Below are 19,081 nucleotides of genomic sequence, written 5' to 3' on the forward strand. Positions count from 1 at the left end.
TAATATCTATTATATTTTATTTATTCTATTTCAATATCACAATTAATAGTATGCCATATTATATAATATTATTAATATTATTATTAACATTAATAAAAGTTACTTTAATTATTATAAAAATATATTTATTTAAATTTAAGTATATTAGCTTTTAGATATAGTATAAAAAATAGGTAATAATTTTATTTTGGAAGGTAAATCTATTACTAAAAAAAGTCATCGATTAGAGGAATAGTATTAATTAAAAAAGTATTATTTATTATTAATTATTTATTATTTATTATTTATTATTAGTTAATTAATACTAAATAATTAGTATATTACCACCAAATTAATGCTTCCTTCGAATCCATATTATATTCCCATCTATCCTCATTTTTCGTTAAAATCTTACTCAAAAGTTCTTTTACACTGTCTTTTTGGTTTTCCGATAGTTTCAAATCTCTTGTCCTATCATAATCCGTTATGTATTTGCTAAATGCTTCGTCAATGCTTTCAAAATATTGGTAAAACTGACCCTCGTAAACGTTCACATTTGCAGGAATGCCATACTGGTCAAGTATATTAAGAAGTAAAATATGACTAAGTGACAATTTAGCTTTTTTACTATTTTCAATATTTAATAAGTCGCCAATTTTACAGTAAATGTCTTTATGAACTGGAAAATCTGCAGATGTTAAAATTCCACAATATTTATTTTTTGATTCATTCATTTTTAAAAGACTTTCACCCATGTCATCTACTATTAAAGAATAAGAAGAAAAAACCAAATCGTGCTTTTCAAAATCCTTATTTAACTCTACATCATCCCATCTTTTAGGTATTATGGTTATATTATCTAAATTTTCTTCCTTAGCTCGTTTTAATAGTATTTTTGCCATTCCTTCAGCAGGTTCGACAACGGTTATTTTCTTTACAATCTTTGCGAGAGGTATCGTATAGGTACCAGGTCCTGGACCTATTTCTAAAATAGTGGTATTTTTATCTAGATTAAAAATTTTATTAAATCTTTTAACGTTTTCATTTATTTGAAAAGTTGCTTTTTCGTTGTTAAGTACGTATTTTGCGTACTTTTCCGAAAATTTATCCCAAAAATTAGGGTCATAATCCCTAGGTTTATCTACTTTATTGGCTTGAGAATATGTATTAATCCAATATTCCGACCAATCTATATCTTCCATACTAATCATTATTACACCATTGTGTAGTAAATGGTATTGATATTATTAAAAACTTTAAAGTATATCAAAACCTTATTAATAGTATTTTTACCCAATAATATATAAACAATTAACAACCGAATTAAATAAAAACTAATGAGATAAGGTAATTTAAAAATAAAAAGGAATTTAAAAAAATAATATAATATAATTTATAATATAATATAATATAATATAATTTATAATATAATATAATATAATATAATTTATAATATATGATAAATATTTATATAACCATATAAATTATAAATATGGTCATAACTACTTAGATTTACCACCATAAGAAAGCTTCTTTTGATTCGGTATTATAAGTCCAGCCATCTTTGGTTTTTGTAAGTGTATCCTCTAAAAGTTTTTTTACATCATTTATTTGGTCTTCAGATAGTTCTAATTCTCTTGTTTTGGTATATCCGGACTTATATTTTTTAAAGGCTTCCTCTATGTTATTGAAATATTGGCAAAATGATTTTTCGTGAATATTTATGTTTGCATAGATTTCATATTGGTTTAAGATATTATTTATTAAAATATAATTAAGACTAAAATCGCCCTTTTTAGTATTTTCTAGATTCAATATGTCACCAATTTTAACATATATATCTTTATGAACAGGTAAATTTCCAAAAGTTAGAATCCCACAATATTTATTTTTTGATTCGTTCATTTTTAAAAGACTTTCACCCATATCTTCCACAACTAGTGAATACGATGAAAAAACCAAATCGTGCTTTTCAAAATCTCTATGCAACTCTACGTCATCCCATCTTTTATTAATAATAGTTATATTATCTATGTTTTCTTCCTTAGCTCGTTTTAAAAGTATTTCCGACATTCCGGTCGATGGTTCGACAACGGTGATGTTTTTTACAATCTTTGCGAGAGGTATCGTATAGGTACCAGGCCCTGGACCTATTTCTAAAATAGTGGTATTGTTATCTAGATTAAAAATTTCTTTAAATTTCTCCACATTTCTTTTTATATCGCCGTTTAAATTTTCATTCGTGAGAATGTGCTTTGCATAATTTTCGGAAAATTTATCCCAAAAATCTACCAAATCTTCCTTAGATTTGTGATTAATACCCGAATAATTATTTGCCCAGTACTCTGACCAGTTAAAATTTATTAAATCCATTTTTACACCTTTATGTCAAACTTCAACAACATTTTAAATTGAATTATACGCCATGTATTATTGTATAATGTATTATAATACACCATACTCTAGTATAATAATACTATTATCTAAATTAATATTACGATTATATATTCTTTAATTTACCCCTATTAATAACTACGTATATGATATTTGAGTAAATATTGATAAAAATAGCCAGAATAAACAATGAATTATAAATGACAAAGCAAAATTAATTTACTAAAAAAAAGATATATTTGTATATTATATATTAGTGTGCTAAATGTGTATTTTATAAAGTTATTCAATTTCCGTTTGTAGATTACTAATTTGTGACTTATTAGGCAATATTCATTTTAGGCTTATGTCTATTACCTTTAAAATATAATTTTCAACATATTACTAATATTACTAATATTATGAATTATATGATTGAGATTGGGGGAATTGGTTTGAGTCATAGTAATTATGACCCAAACATTATATTTATGATTTATGTTGTACTATTTTATTTCTATTAATTTCTATTATTTAGATATTTTTACTTGCTATTGCCAAAAAATGGCATTTTGCTATCTACACCTGGAACGTAACCAAGAGCATCTCTTAACTTTAATTGTGACTTATGGAATAATTTAGAAATAGGTATTTCCATAGGACAGACATCTTCACATTGACCACAGTTTATACAGCTCATTGCAACGTGAGACAACCTTACACCTTGGAAAAACGAAGGTTCAGGTGCCATCATACCTTTTTCTAGGATATCTTGGTTTAAAACGCACTCTTTGCAGGAACATACTGGACATACGTCTCTACAACCGTAACATTTTACACATCTATCCCAATATTCATCCCACTTTTCGTCAGTTGGATATTCAGCTTCTAAGTATTTAGCTTGTAATTTTTTACCGAGCTTAATCATTGATTGTTCGATTTTTCCACGAATAATCATTGCTTTTTCAGCTGGTTCTTTTGTTTCAATGTAACCTGCTTTTTCAGCATCTTCAATTAATGTTCTGCCTTTTTCAGATGTAATTTCCACAAAAGTCCAACCTTTTTCAGCTCCCCAATTACCGCATGCAAGGTCTGCGTTTCTTGGGACTTTAAGCTCACATCTTTGACAGTTTTCCCTTCTACCGTAGCCGTTTTCTTCTAACTCATCGATTTTAATAGCTTTTTCGGTTCCGTCTTTCAATTCAATGATAAACTTACCTTTGTCTATTTCTTCTTTGATTACGTCAAATGGGTCTACTTCGTAGAATAATTCTATCATTTGTTGAGCAACCATTGGTGGAACAGTTCCACCACAGTTTAAACCAATTGTATAAACTTTGTCTTTGTTTATTTGGTGTCTTTTCTCTAATTCGATTATTGCCATGGCGTCACATGGTTTTACAGCTACTGCAAGGTTCATATCATTCAAGTGCTTATGAATAAGGCTTCCAAACATTGTAGGAGCACAATGTAAGGAACCACAGCTATTAACAAGTTCTTCTGAATTGTTGATAAGCGTAGGAACTCCGTCATAAACGTCTGCTCCTTTTTCGAGTGCTAACACTCCGTCAACCACTTTACTGTCTAGAAGATACTTGAATAATGCAGTAACAGCTCCACCACATTCACCATATTTTAAAATATCTTCGTCAGTTGATTTAATTAGAAGATAATCCATATTATCACCTTTGATTTTGATATTATGTTAAAATATGAGTAAATTATTTAGATTAAAATATGTGTGGAATAATTTATTGAAATTAATGGAATAATCAGTGTTTTAATTAATATATTAATCAAGATATTATCAAGATATTAATCAATGACAATTAATTATTCAATTTTTTCAACTTTTACAGCACATATTTTAAGTTCTGCGGTTTTTGAAACTGGATCGTATGCAGAATTCGTTAATTTGTTAGTAGGTTCTTCATTAAAGTGGAATGACATGTATACTACGCCTTTTACAATATCGTCAGATACTCTCGCAATAGCTTTTACGTCGCCTCTTTTTGATGAAACTTTAACAGTTTCGCCAGCTTTGATACCTAAATTGTTAGCGTCTTCGATGTTCATTTCTATGAAGTTCTCATCGATTTCGTTTGTGATGCTTTCACATCTTCTGGTCATAGTTCCTGAGTTATAGTGGAATATGATTCTACCAGTTGTTAATATCAATGGATATTCTTCACTTGCCATTTCTGCTGGGTCTTTGTGCTCAACAGGGCAAATTTTACCTAATCCGTTAGGTCTTAAGAATTTACCTTCGTGTAAGAATACGGTTCCAGGGTGGTCTGGTGTTTTACAAGGCCATTGTAAACCGTCGATACCTAATCTTTCGAATGACATTCCCGCATATTGTGGGATTACTTTTGCCATTTCGTCGAATATATCGCTTGCACTTTCGAAAGCGAATTTATCGCCGTATCCCATTCTTTGAGCAAGTTCTTTAACAACTACCCAATCAGGAACAGCTTCTCCAGGAGCTTCTACAGCTTTTCTGATTCTTTGAACTCTTCTTTCAGTGTTTGTGAAAGTTCCGTCTTTTTCAGCCCAACAAGCAGCAGGTAAAACTACGTCAGCTAATTTTCCTGTATCAGTTAAGAAAATATCTTGAACTACGAGGAAATCTAACTCGCCTAAGGCGTGTTTAACGTGGTTTATATCAGCATCTGCCACCATTGGGTCTTCACCCACGATGTGTAAGTATTTGAATCCTTTACCCATTCTTTCGAACATTTCAGGACCCATTAAACCTACTTCTGGGCTTAAACCTTCAACGCCCCATAATTCTTCTAATTTTGAGGTCATTTCGCCTACTTTTTGGTAACCTGGGTATACATTAGGTAATGCACCCATGTCACATGCACCTTGAACGTTATTTTGACCTCTTAATGGGTTAACACCAGCTCCTCTTTTACCGAGGTTACCAGTAATCATTGCAAGGTTACAGCATGATTTAACGTTATCTACACCGAATGTATATTCAGTAACACCTAAACAGTACATGATAGCTGCTTTATCCGCATTTGCGTATAATCTTGCAGCTTCTCTGATTGTTTCTGCAGGTATTCCTGAAATTTTAGCAACTTCTTCAGGTGTGTATTTTGAAACTACTTCTTTTAATTCATCGAAGTTTTCAGTTCTATTTTTGATGAACTCGTCATCTGTTAAACCTTCTGTAATAATAACGTTCATTATAGCGTTCATTAAATCAATGTTTGAACCAGGAATTAACTTCATATGGATATCTGCCATTTTTGAAGTGTGTGTTTTCCTTGGGTCAATTGCTATAATTTTTGTTCCGTTATCTTTAGCTTTCACGATACTTCTTGCAACTAATGGGTGTGCTTCAAAAGTATTGGAGCCGTAGATAAATAATACGTCTGCTTCTGCCAAATCTCCGATGGAGTTGGTCATTGCACCAGAACCAAAGCATTCGCCAAGTCCTGTAACAGTAGGCGCGTGTCATATACGTGCACAGTGGTCTACGTTGTTAGTTTTCATAACCACTCTTGCAAATTTCTGGAGTGCGTAACTTTCTTCGTTAGCACCTCTAGCACAGGAGAAGAAACCTACTTCGTCAGGGTTGTATCCTTTTAATTTACTTGCGATTAAGTCTAATGCTTCTTCCCAAGTTGATTCAACCAATTCGCCGTTCTTTCTGATTAAAGGAACAGTAAGTCTATCTTCACTGTGTACAAACTCGTAGCAATAGTTACCTTTTATACAAACTTTCCCTTGGTTTACAGGGTGTCTTTTAAAAGGGTGGGTGTCTACAAGTTTGCCGTCTTTAACTACTAAGTCAATACCGCAACCAGTACCACAGTAAGGGCACACAGTATGGACTACTTTAAATTCAGTCACTATATCACCGTTTAAATGAATAGTTCTTAAAAAAAGCTAAATTAGAAATTCAAGGTATAAACTACGATAATACGTAAAAATAAAGCATATGACCTTATATATTATATTAAATTCGTGTAGGGATTGAACTTTAATATAAAATATAGTATGCTTATTTATTTTTTTATTTTTTATTTTTAGGGTCCGTATTATCCGTTATATTATTTTGAATTAACCAATTTAAAATATTTTAAGAAAATAATTCATATATGGGTTGTTAAATTAATTTTAGCAATTTATTAGTATTTATTTATCAAAGATTAATTAATTTAGATGTTATTTTTATATGGTTATTCTATTTTCATTATTTTTTATATTCTTCATCAAATGTTATTCAAAACACATACGATATATATGTGAATATAGTGGTCTTGTGGGACACTACCCTCACATATGTTATTTATAATATATCCAAATGTCGAATTAATTTAAAAAAAAAGGTTTAAATATAATGTGTAACCATATATGATTATAATACTATACGATGTAAGTATATATAGTTAACTATTTTTTATAATAATACATTATTAAACGTATTTAAACTTAAAAATGAATAAATTTGTTTTTTTTAAATATTAAAAAGTTTTAAAAAGTTTTATATTAAAATTACATCTTTTGATAATTTTTTAGCCTTTTCTAAAAACTTTTCAGGCGCCATATTTGGAAAAAGGTCCACAAAACATATATCTATCGAATTGGAACCATTAATATCGTTAATACCTAATAATATATCTGAAGGCATATTGTTAAAATTTAAATCCATAAAGTCCGAGTGAATTATTTCAACCTTGTTATTTTCAAATATTTCTTCACCAAAATTTATCTTCAAATTGTACTCTAAATCATAAAGTGCTATTTTATTTATGTCTGAAAAAATAACTTTTTTAGCACCTTTTTTTAAAGCTACCATCCCTAGGGTACCACAGCCACAGAAACCATCTAATACCACCTTATCTTTTAAATTTAGTCGTTCTATTTTATTTATTTTTGGATTAAATGGTCTAGGAAATTCAATATGTAATTTTGATTGATTTTTGCACGCTATAACGCACGTAGATAGTGATTTTAATGTAAATATATCACATCGAAAGTCGTCCCCAACAAGCAACTCGTTTAAATTTTCAGAATTATTCGCCTTTTTTTCTTTGGAATTGGATATAACAGATTTTACTTCGGGTATTTTTATAATTTCATTTGCACAGTCCTTTGATACGTAATTATTTAACAAAACTAAATCATTTTTCGATAAAACAGGGGCATATTTTAAAGGATAACCTGCTTCAATCATCGGCATACCCAAATCTTTTAAGGCTATATTATCCCCATTTACCCCGTCGGGTAGTTCATTGTAGTCCATTATTACATTGGCAACGTCTAACATTACATCATCTATTTGAGCACGTCCACAGTTACAATTTCGCTTTCTTTCATTTAAATTAAGTTTTTTTATTGGAATAGTCTTTGAAATTGGCGTATTGCAATCGTCACACGGTTTATATGACTTTATTTTTTGTATGATTTCGCCCCTTGATATCATAATTTCCCACCAAATAAAATTACTGAATTAATATCACAAATTAAGTTACATCATATACTGAATTAATATAATTTTGTAAAAACAGTTATATCTATATTATTAAATAAATCAATTGAGAAACTATATAAATCAAAACAAAAAATTATAAAAAAAGTAAAAAATAATTATCGATATTTATTCATAAATTCAGGAATAAATTCGATTGCATCTTTTTTCGTAAGTGTCATAAATCCATTTTTAAGATATTTACGACTCACCATTTCTTTACCGACCCATTCAGAGAATCTACGGTCTTGAATTATCACAACTCCGTAGTCATCTTCAGTTCTTATTAATCTACCTATCATTTGGACAACTGTTCTAGACATTATGTGGAAAGAAGTCATTAAAAATGCTCTCCAATGTGCATTTGGTACTCTTCTTCGTAATTTATTCTCTATTAAGCTTTGCTCTTTATTTAAAAGTGGTGTAGGTACTGGGAATGGTAAACTATCAATTATTACTGCAGTTAGGGCTTCTCCTGGTATATCAACACCTTCGGCAAATCTACCAGTTGCAAGTAACAAACCGCCGTATTTTTCGAAGTCGCTTTTTAATTTTTTGGCTTCTTTGCCGTCCATCCCTTGTTGATAGCAATGTATATTGTTTTTATACCCTTTCATTAAAAAGTAATTATAAGCTGAATTTAAGTCCCCAAAACTTTTAAAAAGTATTAGTGTGTTACCATCACAAGCTTTTACTAATTTGTACAGATTTTCATTAGAATTTTTACGATTTGTTATATTATCATCGCGTGATTTAAATTTCATATCTACGCCATCAGATAATGCAATTATCTTTCGTCGTTCTTTGGAAAACGGACTATCTAGTACTAAATTAGTAGTTTTATCCATTCCCGTTTTCATTGCGTGAATATTTAAATCCCCTAATGTAGCAGAACAGTGTATTACGGACGCTCCGTCGTATAAATTCTTTAATATGGAAGATACCAGTACAGGTTCACATAAAACCTTATTCTCATTTCTATAAATTACGTAATTACTATTTACGTTTCTTAAGCCCATTACATCATCAATAAAGTCTGAAAGTGGCATATCGTTTATTCTCTTTTCAGTTACGAACTGCAATTCTAATGGGACTAAAGCATTATTCTCTATTTTAAATTTAAAGTCTTTTCTATCTAACTCAACATTTTCTTCAAATTTCTTAATTTTCTTTTGAATATCGCTAATTTCATAATATCCTTCGAGTAATGTGCCTAAAATTGCTACATCTTCTTTCATTCCGAAAGATGTTATTTTTTCACCGTTATGTACCAAAAATTGTTTGAAATCTTTGTCCTTTCCAAAAGTGTGTACATAATTTTCGATTATTTCCCAGAATTGTTTATCTGATGCGCCTTCATCTCCGTAACCGTATCTATCAATTGCTTTTCTAATTCTAAGCGGTGCATAATTATAGGCCATATATCTAAGTCTACCGAGTGCCATTTTCGGATTAATAGTTATTGTAGCCGAATTTCTGATACTACCCTCTAATTTATGGGCTTCATCTACAATTACTATATTTGTCCTCTTCTTTTTGTCGATTTCCTCTTTTAAATAGTAATATATACTGTTATTCATAATTACGATATCTGCATCTAAACAATCTATTTTTACTTTTTGGTACTCACAAGCACATATTGGACAATAATACCTAACATAATCGTCACTTAACCGTAATTCTTCTTTTTTTGTCCCACACTCGCAAATTGGCTTTCGATTTGGTCTGTATCTACAGTGTCTATTTAATTGGCAGTATAAACGATTTGCTTTGTCTCCTTTTGATTTACAGAAGAAATTTCCCTTCCCCATCATAAATGATACTTTTAAATTGTGCTTTAATGAATTTAAATCTTCCAATATACGCTCTTGCTGGTCTATTGTTTCGGTGAGTATTATAATCCTATTACCTCGTTCTGCGAAATATAGAGAAGGTATAAGGTAAGATAAGGTTTTTCCCACTCCAGTAGGTGCTTCAACTACTAAATTTTTATGAATTTTTAAATTAGATGTTTTATTATTGCCATTACTCCCATCTTCATTGTTTTTGGAATTTTTTGACTTTAAAGCGTTATCTAATTCATTTTTCCTATTATTTACGATGCAATTATATATATTTTCCATAAAAGTTATTTGCTGTGGTCTCATACTATTGTATGGGAATTTGTTATTAATATATTCCTTAAATTCATAAAAATCATAATTTTTAGATGATTTGTAAGATTTAGAGTCGTAATCATTGGAATCTTTTGTATATGTATCTAAATTATTATTTTTATTGTTATAATTCATTAAATCACCGATAATTAAAATATTAAAAGTTGAAATAAAATATGGATTAAATAAATATTGAATATATCGTATAAAAATTTGTCTAATTATTTTAAACTATACTCTAAAAAGGTTTATATATAAACTAAAAATAAAAAATAAGATAAAAAAATAAAGATATTTTATTCATAGAATTTGATAGTACTATGATATTCGTACGGGTTTGCTTGTACATATAACCTTCCAGTACCAAAGTTCGAAATATGAAGATATCCAGAGCCCGTGGTCGATGTTGCTACAAACCTATCATCCATATATCTACTAGATACTGGCCAAAGGTCCACGGATACCACATAAAACAATGTAGGGATAGGTTCTGCGGTAAATTCTACGATATTTGGCAATATTGTATCGATATCATTGGAAACCACCCTACCGTCACTAGATATGACGTTTCCTTCGATAACGGTATATTCTATACCATTGCTATCCACTGCTCTAAATTTGCTATCAACGGGGTTTGAAGAATCATAGATTTTACAGAAACCCATCCATAACTCTCCCGTATAGGTACCCGAAGGTATTTCTGGCGTGTTATTGGTATTATTCGTGTTATTTGTTGGTGGTGTTGGAGTATCGCCACCCGTATTTGTATCATTTGTATTATTTACAGGATTATCGATAGTGTCGTTGGTATTATTCGTAGAGATTAAATCTTCTGTCTGGTTAAAAAAACCATCGACAAATTTCGTGCTATTTATGGGAGCCATAGATTCCTTAACTCCTGAAACGTAAGTATAGCCCGCTATAGAAGCCACAGCAATTGCTACAACCACTAATACTATTATTTCAAGAGATATTTGTCCTCGTTTCAAATTAACCCTCTTAAAATGTAATAATTTGTAAAATATAATATATAAATATATACTCATATAAAAATCATATTAAAAAATATACAACGTTTATCAAAATACGTAATTAGTAAGTTAGTAGTGTGTTAACAATTAAATATTTATGATTCCAACTTATTTTACTTTATTAAGAATATTATATATAATTTATTATATAATCCTTTAAAAATATAAAATACCTTAAAAACTAAAAAATTAAAAAATAAATAGAAAAATAAATAATAGTAAATTAATCTAAATAATTGTTTTCAATATCCTTATATTCACTATATTTTACAAAATATTGCTCAATTTCTTCAGATTTGATGGTATAAAGATATTCTTTTAATAGCTCATATGCGCCTAATAACTTATCCCGAGGAGCTTTCTCAAAAATTTCCTTGGATAAACATATTGAAGCCATTAAATCCTTATAAATTAACTTATTGCCTTTAAACGTTAAATGAATTTGATATTCTCGTTTATCTTTTTCTGACTGCGATTTACATACATAGCCTTTTTTATATAATCTATGGTACATTTCTGTTACAGAAGAATTTGCAACATTCATATGTTTTGCAATATCTGAAAAAGAAGGACTATTTAGTGTATGTATCGCATATAAATAGTCTAACTGTATTATTGTAAGCTTTGAATACTCTTCTTCGATATTTGGAAAATTTTTTTTAGAAATTTCAATTTGTCGACCCATCAACATATGTAAAAATATTCCAAAATCCTCAATCATCGATTCGTGGATTGTAACATCGCAATTAACGTCGTTAATAACCTTATTTTTTTTGGTTATAAGTTTATTATTTTTAGCCGTATTATCCCACTTTTAAGTTTTTAAATAAGATTAAATAAGATTATATAAGATTAAATAATTTTAAAAAATATAACTATTTAATTTGTCATATATTTAAAACATATTTAATTAATATATAATTCTTATACCTATTTGCTATTTAACGTTTTAGTTATATGTTTTAGTCTTAGAAGTGGTTATGACATTATTTATTTTTTATTTCCGCCGTTTAATGAACTAAATTATCTATAAGTAGGAATAATATAGGTTTTTTTACAAACCAAAATATTATGTAAGACATTGTAATAAACAACATGAATGGAATATGGGGGGTAACCCATACTTTTTTGTCTTGGATTTTTGAATTTTCCAATAGTGCGTTATCATAGCTAAGCTTGTGCTTCATACTAGTTGATAACTCACCAATTTCCGAAATATCGATATAATTTTCATTATTTAAATTAAAATTATCTAACTTATTTGTATTGCCCTGATTACTTAAATTACTTAAACTATCTAAATTAATTAAACTATCTAAATTACTTAAATTATTCATATAAGGATTTCTAACCTTATTTTTAAATCCTGCGCTTATCAAAGACTTTTTATCATAACATACTACATTATCTGTAGGTTTTACATCTTTCTCGCTTTTTTTAATCGATGTAGCCAACCTTGAAAAACTTTGTAAGCTAAGGTCTTCATAATCCGACGGGTCATTTTTGTAATTTACAATTAGGAAATAAAGTGGAATAGGAATTACAAAAAGCACTGAATCCAAAAATATCGACGAAGAAATAAGGAAACCGCTTAAATAAGATAATCCTATTAAATACTTTGTTTCTTGTCCATCCATCAAATTGCCATGGTAAAGTGCCAACGCAATGAAGTAGTACATTATTAATGATAATGCGTAATAAGAACCAGACATTACGAAAGATGCAATAAATAAAACTATACCTAAATTTGCAAGTATTTTGGCGTAACTTTTAATGTAATTTGCAAGTGTTAATATCAGTATTCCTAAAAATTCAATGCTGTTGAAGTGAATTAATGCACCTAAATAAAGCATTGATATCCAAAAGATGTCATAAAATTTCTTTCCTCTTAATTCAAAATATAGTCCTGCAATTATGCAAAAAAAACCATAAATATATTCTATGCTCATAATATCATCATTTTTGGGGATAATTCAATAATATATGTTTTTATACTAAATTTATACTAAATTAATACATAATCTTTTTATACTTAATCTTAAATTGCTTAAATTTTTAAAATAGTTAATATATTCAAAATAATTAAAATAATTAAGAAATATTCCTTTATTAAATTATATAATACATTTTGATTATTATTCGGAGATATTACTTTATAAATGTATTATAATATTATGTATCTAGGACTATATATAGTTTTAATTGTATCGTAACTATTAATTAAGTTAAAAAAATTAAAACCTTTAAATTCTAAAATACCTAAAAATATTGGTTAAAAATTAATTAGGATTTTAAATACCCGGTTTTTTATATTGTTGTTATGTTTGCATTCGATAGTCTAATATATGGCGTATGTAATATATATTATCATAAATATATATTATACTAATTATAGTGATTTTATGTTACAAGGTGATACTTTGAGACGAGGACAAATATCTCTTGAAATGATAATTATTACCTTGGTTGTATTAGGTTCTGTATCGATACTAGGATATACATACATTAACGGAGTTGAAGAAACATCTGCCATCTTAGCCAATACCTCTGTAATAAGTGGTTATTCCGTGGGTGGTCCCAGTAACTCAAGTAATATAGATACTGAAGACCCTAATGAAACCGATGATGATAATGATGAAGAAGATTCTGATGAAACCGATGATGAAGACGAATATGAAGGGGAAATACGGATTAAAAATTGTTTACTAGATAGTTCAAATTTCCAAGCTACGAGCAAATACGATGTTGTATATACAATAAAAGATGGTGAAGTGGTGTCAAACGACGGTTCAGCAGTTACGACACAACCTGAGAAAAAGGGTAATCATTACGTATTATATAATATTGAAGAAATATCTGTGAAGCCATTATATAATAAAAATTATCAAATTCAAGTTGATAACAAAAAAATACCCAATATTCAGCAGAGAAGTTTTGAAGCCGAAATAGACGATAATGAAGACGAAAGTACACTTGGAATTATTCACGTTAAAATATTCAATAACGGAGACATTATATTATATATCTTGCCACACAATTTCATAGGCGAGTTGGACTTTGATGATGAAGACGATGATGAAGACGATGATTAATTATAAAATTAAAAATAAATTAAAATAAATGGATAATTAAAAATAATTGCATTTAAAACTTTAAAACTTTAAAACTTTAAATTCTATTTTTTTCATTATTTTTTCGAAATTTTTTTATTTAGATAGGTATTTATACCGAAAAGTCTTATCTTAATACTATTATTTAGGGATTACCTAAATATTAATTTACATCAATAAAAATACTTTACACACAGGTGAACTTATGACTAATTACGACTTGAATACTACGCCGATTCCTAAATTAATAGCTCGGTATAGTATCCCCGCGATAATTGGATTCGTAATTAATGGAGTATATACCATTATAGACGGTATATTTATAGGTCATTGGGTGGGTTCTGAAGCTATTGCGAGCATTACACTCTCGTTCCCGATAAAATTAATGATGATATCTTTCGCAATTATGATTGGAGTAGGAGCTTCTGCGCATATATCCATTAGTTTGGGCAAACAGGACCCCAAAAAAGCTGAGGAAATATTTAAAAATGCTTTTTGTATTTTATTACTATTAGGCGTAGTCCTAACAGTTGTTGGATTATTAGCAATAAAACCATTACTAACAAGCTTCGGAGTCGAAGGAACCCTACTAACTTTATCGTTAACCTATTTAGGAATAGCATTTATTGGTGCAATGGGTTCATTATTTAACGTTGGACTTGAACCCATTATTAGAAACGATGGATTCCCGCAAAAAGCTATGAAAGTAATGATTATATGTGCATTAGTGAATATCGTATTTGATGCATTGTTTATAATTGTATTTCAATGGGGGGTTGCAGGTGCAGCAATCGCTACATTGATGGGAGAAACACTTGGAGCAATGATATTTTTACATCACTTTATAGCAAAAAAATCTAACTTAAAAATAGAAAATTTAGGTTATCGAGTAAAAAATATACTTAATTTTAAAACATACGACAAAGATATTTTAAAATTGGTACTTTTAACCGGTATATCTCCATTTTTAATGGAATTTTCTTCCGCAATCGGTTCGTTAGTTTACAGCACCCAATTCTTAAAATATGGCGGTTCTTTGCACGTTTCCGCATTTGGTATTGTTATATACCTATTTATAATCCTATTTATGACAGTTTTAGGGTTATGTAGTGGTGTGCAGCCACTTATAAGTTATAACTACGGGGCTAAACGATTTGACAAGGTAAAAGAGATTTTAAAAATCACTGGGGGGTTATGTGCAACTGTAGGCGTAATTTCGTTTATATTATACAACCTATTCCCTACATACCTAATTAATATATTTAATTCCACGGACATGGCGTTAATTGAAACCGCTACAACAGGACTAAGTATATTTTCATTTGGTACTTTAGTGTTAGGGCCAGTATTCCTAATAATCATCTATTTCCAATCTATAGGAGATAGTAAAGTAGCGAATACGTTAGCACTACTTAAATCTTTTGGATTTATATTGCCTTTATTGTACTTATTACCAATGTATTTCGGAGTTATCGGCATATGGTATGCTGAACCGCTTTCTGGACTATTAACACTGATTATAGGTTCTTTCTTTATCTATAGAGCCTTTAGATATCAGTTAAAAGAAAAATAAAATAATAAAAAATAAAATAGTATATTATAATTAATAATAAAAAAAGTAAAATAGGATATAAATTTAGAGTTTTACTATACTAATTAAAATAACTCTAAAAATTTTTTATTTTTTTTCATTAAATATTTTTGGTGGTATTCTTCAGCCTTATAGAATTCTCCTGCCTTTCTAATTCGTGTAACAATCTTTTTATCGATTTTCATATCCTTAAGGGTATCCTGCATTTTTTTTAAAGACTTTTTAGCTAATTTATATTGTTTTTCTGTCGTGTAAAATATTGTAGAAGCGTATTGCTCGCCTCTATCCCATCCTTGCCGATTTAATGTAGTAGGGTCGTGATTAATCCAAAATGTATCTAATAAATCCCCATAATCAACTGTATTTATGTCATAAATTATAGTAACTACTTCAACATGTCCGGTATCACCCTTACAAACTTCTTCATAAGTTGGGTATTTGGTTTTACCGCCCATGTAACCCACTTCAGTATCCAAAACTCCGTCTATAGTCCTAAATAATTCTTCGGAGCCCCAAAAACAGCCCATTCCAAATATTGCAATATCATAATTTGGATTACTTATTTTTAAGTTAGTTTCGACACCCATTATCATCACCCGCACCATGTGTATGTTAACAACTTATGATAGGTATTAGCTAAATAAATTAATTATCCAAATTGGTTAAATTAAGTGTAGATAAAATATATTTAAAATAATTGATGTAATTAAAATTAATTAATATCTTCATATATATTTATGATTTGATACTTATAAATAGATATTTTTGGCTAAATTGGACAACCTTAATACGTACAAAATTATTTGGAATAATGTATATATAAATAACTTAGATAATAAATAATTATTATCTACAAAACTAATTTAACGTTCTTAACGTTATTGACTTTATTTAATTCAATTTATGATTTAATATAGGGGTGAAAATTTGAATAAAAGTATTGATAATGATAAAAATACGGAAATTATTGAAAATAATGAAAATAATGAAAAGATGCAGACGGTAAAAATAAAACCAAATACTGTTGAAGAGTTATCCAAAATAAAAGAAGAAATAAAAAGTAGCCTAAAAGAAGAAATAAACGTTATATATTACTTTTCAGGTACGGGTAATTCATATTATGTTGCAAGAGAACTCGCCAAGGTACTTTCAAACAATAACGGTAAGGGAACTAAAACCAATACCAAAATTATTCCCATTGCAAATGAGATAAAAAAAGAGCAAATAACCTGCGGTTCCGATAGAATAATATTTATATACCCAGTTTATGGTTTTGGAGTACCTGAAATAGTTGAAAGTTTTATAAAACGTTTAAATATGGAAAGAAACCCTAAAATATACAGTATAGCCACTTGTGGAAAAATGGCAGGGGGAGTGCATTGCCAAGTGGATAAATTGTTAAAAGAGAAAAAACAGCAATTAAATGCAGGTTATACGGTTCAAATGCCTAGTAATTATATTTTAGCGTTTAGTGCCCCATCTCAATCTAAAATAATAGAGATTTTAGATGATACAGACATAAGGGTTAAAGAATTAGGGAATTTAATACAATCTAATGAAAAAAATAACGCAATGGATTCAATAATTGCTAAAATATCAACGGGGGCATTCTACCCATTCTGGAAAAAGAGTTTGTATAAATTTGATGAAAAATTCAAAATATCAAAAGCTTGCAACCTTTGTGAGAATTGCGTTGAAATCTGCCCTGTTAGCAATATAGAAATAGTAGATAACGAAAAATTGGAAAATAACGATAGAATAATCTATAAACATAAATGTCAGGAATGTATGGGTTGCATACAAACTTGCCCGACCCGTGCCATAATATATGGAAGTAGTGCCAAAAGAAAAAGCTACTTTAACCCGCGAGTTGAGATTAATGAGTTAATTGAAGCTAATAAAGGGATAATAAATCAATAAACTAGATTATATCTTATAATTTTAGATTATACTTTAGACTATATTTTATATTTATATTTATATTTATATTTTATATTTATCTAAATAAATAATTTATTTTTTAAATTTGAAGTCATTACTATTTGTATTGTGTCATTATATATGGGGGGTTGGCTATAATGGGATTTACTAAAAATTTAAAAAAAATTTATTTAAATGGTCAAATGGGTGTTAATGACGAAAATATGGAAGAATTAAACAAAATATATAATATAATTAATTTAAACAATAATAATAAGCATGATGATAATACTCATAAAAATGACATATACAACAAAGCAATTTTGTCAAATATATTGGAATTTCAAAATTTAAATATCGAATATACCTTTGAAAGAGGAATAGTATTTGCAATTGTCACTATATTATTTTTAGGACTTGCTAGTATCTCGATTACTAATATACTGACCATTATTTCTGCATTATTTCTCGGAATTTATGGTGGTCTATTGTATCCCGTATATTCTTTTAGTTTCCTATTATTGATACTATATCTGGCTTATACGAATAATTTGTACAGCAAATTTATAGTTATTATGTTTATTACTTCAATACTGATTAATTATTATTTATATTATATATTTGGATTTTTAGACTCTGTAATCCTTTATTCCGCATGTATTGGTGGAATATTAGCAGTAATGACCTACGTTTATCTTAAATACCGGTTAATCTCGAGAGATAAAAAATTAGCATATCATACTATAGAATCAATTTTTAAGCTAAATTTACCTATTGAAAGTAGCTTACGATATAGGGTAGCTATTTGTAGGGAATATGCAAAAATAACTGCTATGTTGTTGAACAAAGCAGGTTTTAAAGATATATATTACTTTACGGTAATTGGACACGTTGCAACAGGCTTAAAATTGAATAATAAATACTATGTGTTAGACCAAAGGTTACCGATATTATCGCTGAATGATTGGTTGTATAAAGTTGGTCGTAAAAATGTAGATGCTTATAAGCTGAAATTCATGGATGTTACAGATTTAAACCGTAATTTGGATTCTAAAAATCATAACGAACATTTAAAAATAGAATTAGAAGATATAAACACTATTTATCGGGATTATGACCATGATGAAAATTTATATCGAGAATTAAATTACAAAGATATGTCAAATAAGCTTTTAAAATTATTAAACTGTAATCCAAAACCAATTTTAAATAAAAAGCCGGATTTTAACATTACTTTGAAATACTATATTCGTGAAATTGATGAAGTTATAGAATACAGTATTTTAAGAATGCTTTATTTAGAAATTGGAAAAAAATTTGGGAGTAATATCTCTAAAATATCAAATATCGAGATATACAAGAGTGAAATCAATAAAAATGAGTTAGTAATTAACATATGGATTAATAATAAAGATTATACGGAATAATATAAT

At 28.6% G+C, this 19,081-nt stretch carries 14 protein-coding genes; 4 read left to right on the forward strand and 10 right to left on the reverse strand.

What is annotated here, in order from left to right:
- Positions 1 to 320 precede the first annotated feature (320 nt).
- The 9 genes from M2325_RS07285 to M2325_RS07325 all read right to left on the reverse strand — a co-directional run bounded on the left by M2325_RS07285 (position 321) and on the right by M2325_RS07325 (position 12,976).
- The gene (locus M2325_RS07285) at positions 321 to 1,190 is read right to left on the reverse strand and encodes an rRNA adenine N-6-methyltransferase family protein (protein WP_259052406.1); all 870 of its coding nucleotides are present in this window, start codon (positions 1,188 to 1,190) and stop codon (positions 321 to 323) included.
- Between the two features lie 301 nt (positions 1,191 to 1,491).
- Positions 1,492 to 2,352: an rRNA adenine N-6-methyltransferase family protein gene (locus M2325_RS07290; RefSeq protein ID WP_259052416.1), complete on the reverse strand. Its 861-nt coding sequence runs from the start codon at positions 2,350 to 2,352 to the stop codon at positions 1,492 to 1,494.
- A gap of 544 nt (positions 2,353 to 2,896) precedes the next feature.
- Positions 2,897 to 4,030 carry a Coenzyme F420 hydrogenase/dehydrogenase, beta subunit C-terminal domain gene (locus M2325_RS07295; RefSeq protein ID WP_209590741.1) on the reverse strand — a complete coding sequence of 378 codons (1,134 nt, stop codon included), beginning with the start codon at positions 4,028 to 4,030 and terminating at the stop codon, positions 2,897 to 2,899.
- Positions 4,031 to 4,185: 155 nt separating this feature from the next.
- Positions 4,186 to 6,219, reverse strand: coding sequence for a formate dehydrogenase subunit alpha (gene fdhF, locus M2325_RS07300; protein ID WP_209590740.1), 2,034 nt, complete (start codon positions 6,217 to 6,219; stop codon positions 4,186 to 4,188).
- 634 nt (positions 6,220 to 6,853) lie between these two features.
- Positions 6,854 to 7,795 (reverse strand): RsmD family RNA methyltransferase, encoded by a 942-nt coding sequence (locus tag M2325_RS07305; RefSeq protein WP_209590739.1) that lies wholly within the window; start codon positions 7,793 to 7,795, stop codon positions 6,854 to 6,856.
- A gap of 164 nt (positions 7,796 to 7,959) precedes the next feature.
- On the reverse strand, positions 7,960 to 9,987 hold the full coding sequence (locus M2325_RS07310) for an ATP-dependent DNA helicase (RefSeq protein ID WP_209590838.1): 2,028 nt from the start codon (positions 9,985 to 9,987) through the stop codon (positions 7,960 to 7,962).
- 305 nt (positions 9,988 to 10,292) lie between these two features.
- Entirely contained in the window at positions 10,293 to 10,985 is a 693-nt protein-coding gene (locus M2325_RS07315) for a class III signal peptide-containing protein (protein ID WP_209590738.1), read from the reverse strand.
- 265 nt (positions 10,986 to 11,250) lie between these two features.
- Positions 11,251 to 11,748, reverse strand: a complete 498-nt coding sequence (locus M2325_RS07320; RefSeq protein WP_259052429.1) for a MarR family transcriptional regulator — start codon at positions 11,746 to 11,748, stop codon at positions 11,251 to 11,253.
- 289 nt (positions 11,749 to 12,037) lie between these two features.
- The gene (locus M2325_RS07325; RefSeq protein WP_209590736.1) at positions 12,038 to 12,976 is read right to left on the reverse strand and encodes an A24 family peptidase C-terminal domain-containing protein; all 939 of its coding nucleotides are present in this window, start codon (positions 12,974 to 12,976) and stop codon (positions 12,038 to 12,040) included.
- 453 nt (positions 12,977 to 13,429) lie between these two features.
- Here M2325_RS07325 and M2325_RS07330 point away from each other — a divergent pair, with 453 nt between their 5' ends.
- Both M2325_RS07330 and M2325_RS07335 read left to right on the forward strand, forming a co-directional pair.
- Positions 13,430 to 14,119, forward strand: coding sequence for a class III signal peptide-containing protein (locus M2325_RS07330; RefSeq protein ID WP_259052431.1), 690 nt, complete (start codon positions 13,430 to 13,432; stop codon positions 14,117 to 14,119).
- Positions 14,120 to 14,342: 223 nt separating this feature from the next.
- Positions 14,343 to 15,710 (forward strand): MATE family efflux transporter, encoded by a 1,368-nt coding sequence (locus M2325_RS07335; RefSeq protein ID WP_209590734.1) that lies wholly within the window; start codon positions 14,343 to 14,345, stop codon positions 15,708 to 15,710.
- An 83-nt stretch (positions 15,711 to 15,793) separates the two neighbouring features.
- On the opposite strand, the gene msrA is transcribed toward M2325_RS07335, so the two are convergent.
- On the reverse strand, positions 15,794 to 16,315 hold the full coding sequence (gene msrA / locus M2325_RS07340) for a peptide-methionine (S)-S-oxide reductase MsrA (RefSeq protein ID WP_209590733.1): 522 nt from the start codon (positions 16,313 to 16,315) through the stop codon (positions 15,794 to 15,796).
- A 340-nt stretch (positions 16,316 to 16,655) separates the two neighbouring features.
- Between msrA and M2325_RS07345 the strand changes: the two genes are divergently transcribed.
- Together M2325_RS07345 and M2325_RS07350 are read left to right on the forward strand one after the other, a co-directional pair.
- On the forward strand, positions 16,656 to 17,648 hold the full coding sequence (locus M2325_RS07345; protein ID WP_259052434.1) for an EFR1 family ferrodoxin: 993 nt from the start codon (positions 16,656 to 16,658) through the stop codon (positions 17,646 to 17,648).
- A 158-nt stretch (positions 17,649 to 17,806) separates the two neighbouring features.
- Positions 17,807 to 19,075: a transglutaminase-like domain-containing protein gene (locus tag M2325_RS07350; protein ID WP_259052510.1), complete on the forward strand. Its 1,269-nt coding sequence runs from the start codon at positions 17,807 to 17,809 to the stop codon at positions 19,073 to 19,075.
- Positions 19,076 to 19,081 lie beyond the last annotated feature (6 nt).

The organism is Methanococcus voltae PS (assembly GCF_024807035.1).
Classification (GTDB): domain Archaea; phylum AGJL01; class Methanococci; order Methanococcales; family Methanococcaceae; genus Methanococcus; species Methanococcus voltae.

Excerpts from the sequence above, each read along its gene's own strand:
- M2325_RS07320 (WP_259052429.1), bottom strand. The coding sequence starts at position 11,748 with ATGATTGAGGATTTTGGAATATTTTTACATATGTTGATGGGTCGACAA.
- M2325_RS07310 (WP_209590838.1), bottom strand. The coding sequence starts at position 9,987 with ATGAGACCACAGCAAATAACTTTTATGGAAAATATATATAATTGCATC.
- M2325_RS07305 (WP_209590739.1), bottom strand. The coding sequence starts at position 7,795 with ATGATATCAAGGGGCGAAATCATACAAAAAATAAAGTCATATAAACCG.
- M2325_RS07290 (WP_259052416.1), bottom strand. The coding sequence starts at position 2,352 with ATGGATTTAATAAATTTTAACTGGTCAGAGTACTGGGCAAATAATTAT.
- M2325_RS07285 (WP_259052406.1), bottom strand. The coding sequence starts at position 1,190 with ATGATTAGTATGGAAGATATAGATTGGTCGGAATATTGGATTAATACA.
- M2325_RS07330 (WP_259052431.1), top strand. The coding sequence starts at position 13,430 with ATGTTACAAGGTGATACTTTGAGACGAGGACAAATATCTCTTGAAATG.
- M2325_RS07325 (WP_209590736.1), bottom strand. The coding sequence starts at position 12,976 with ATGAGCATAGAATATATTTATGGTTTTTTTTGCATAATTGCAGGACTA.
- M2325_RS07350 (WP_259052510.1), top strand. The coding sequence starts at position 17,807 with ATGGGATTTACTAAAAATTTAAAAAAAATTTATTTAAATGGTCAAATG.
- M2325_RS07295 (WP_209590741.1), bottom strand. The coding sequence starts at position 4,030 with ATGGATTATCTTCTAATTAAATCAACTGACGAAGATATTTTAAAATAT.
- M2325_RS07335 (WP_209590734.1), top strand. The coding sequence starts at position 14,343 with ATGACTAATTACGACTTGAATACTACGCCGATTCCTAAATTAATAGCT.
- msrA (WP_209590733.1), bottom strand. The coding sequence starts at position 16,315 with ATGGGTGTCGAAACTAACTTAAAAATAAGTAATCCAAATTATGATATT.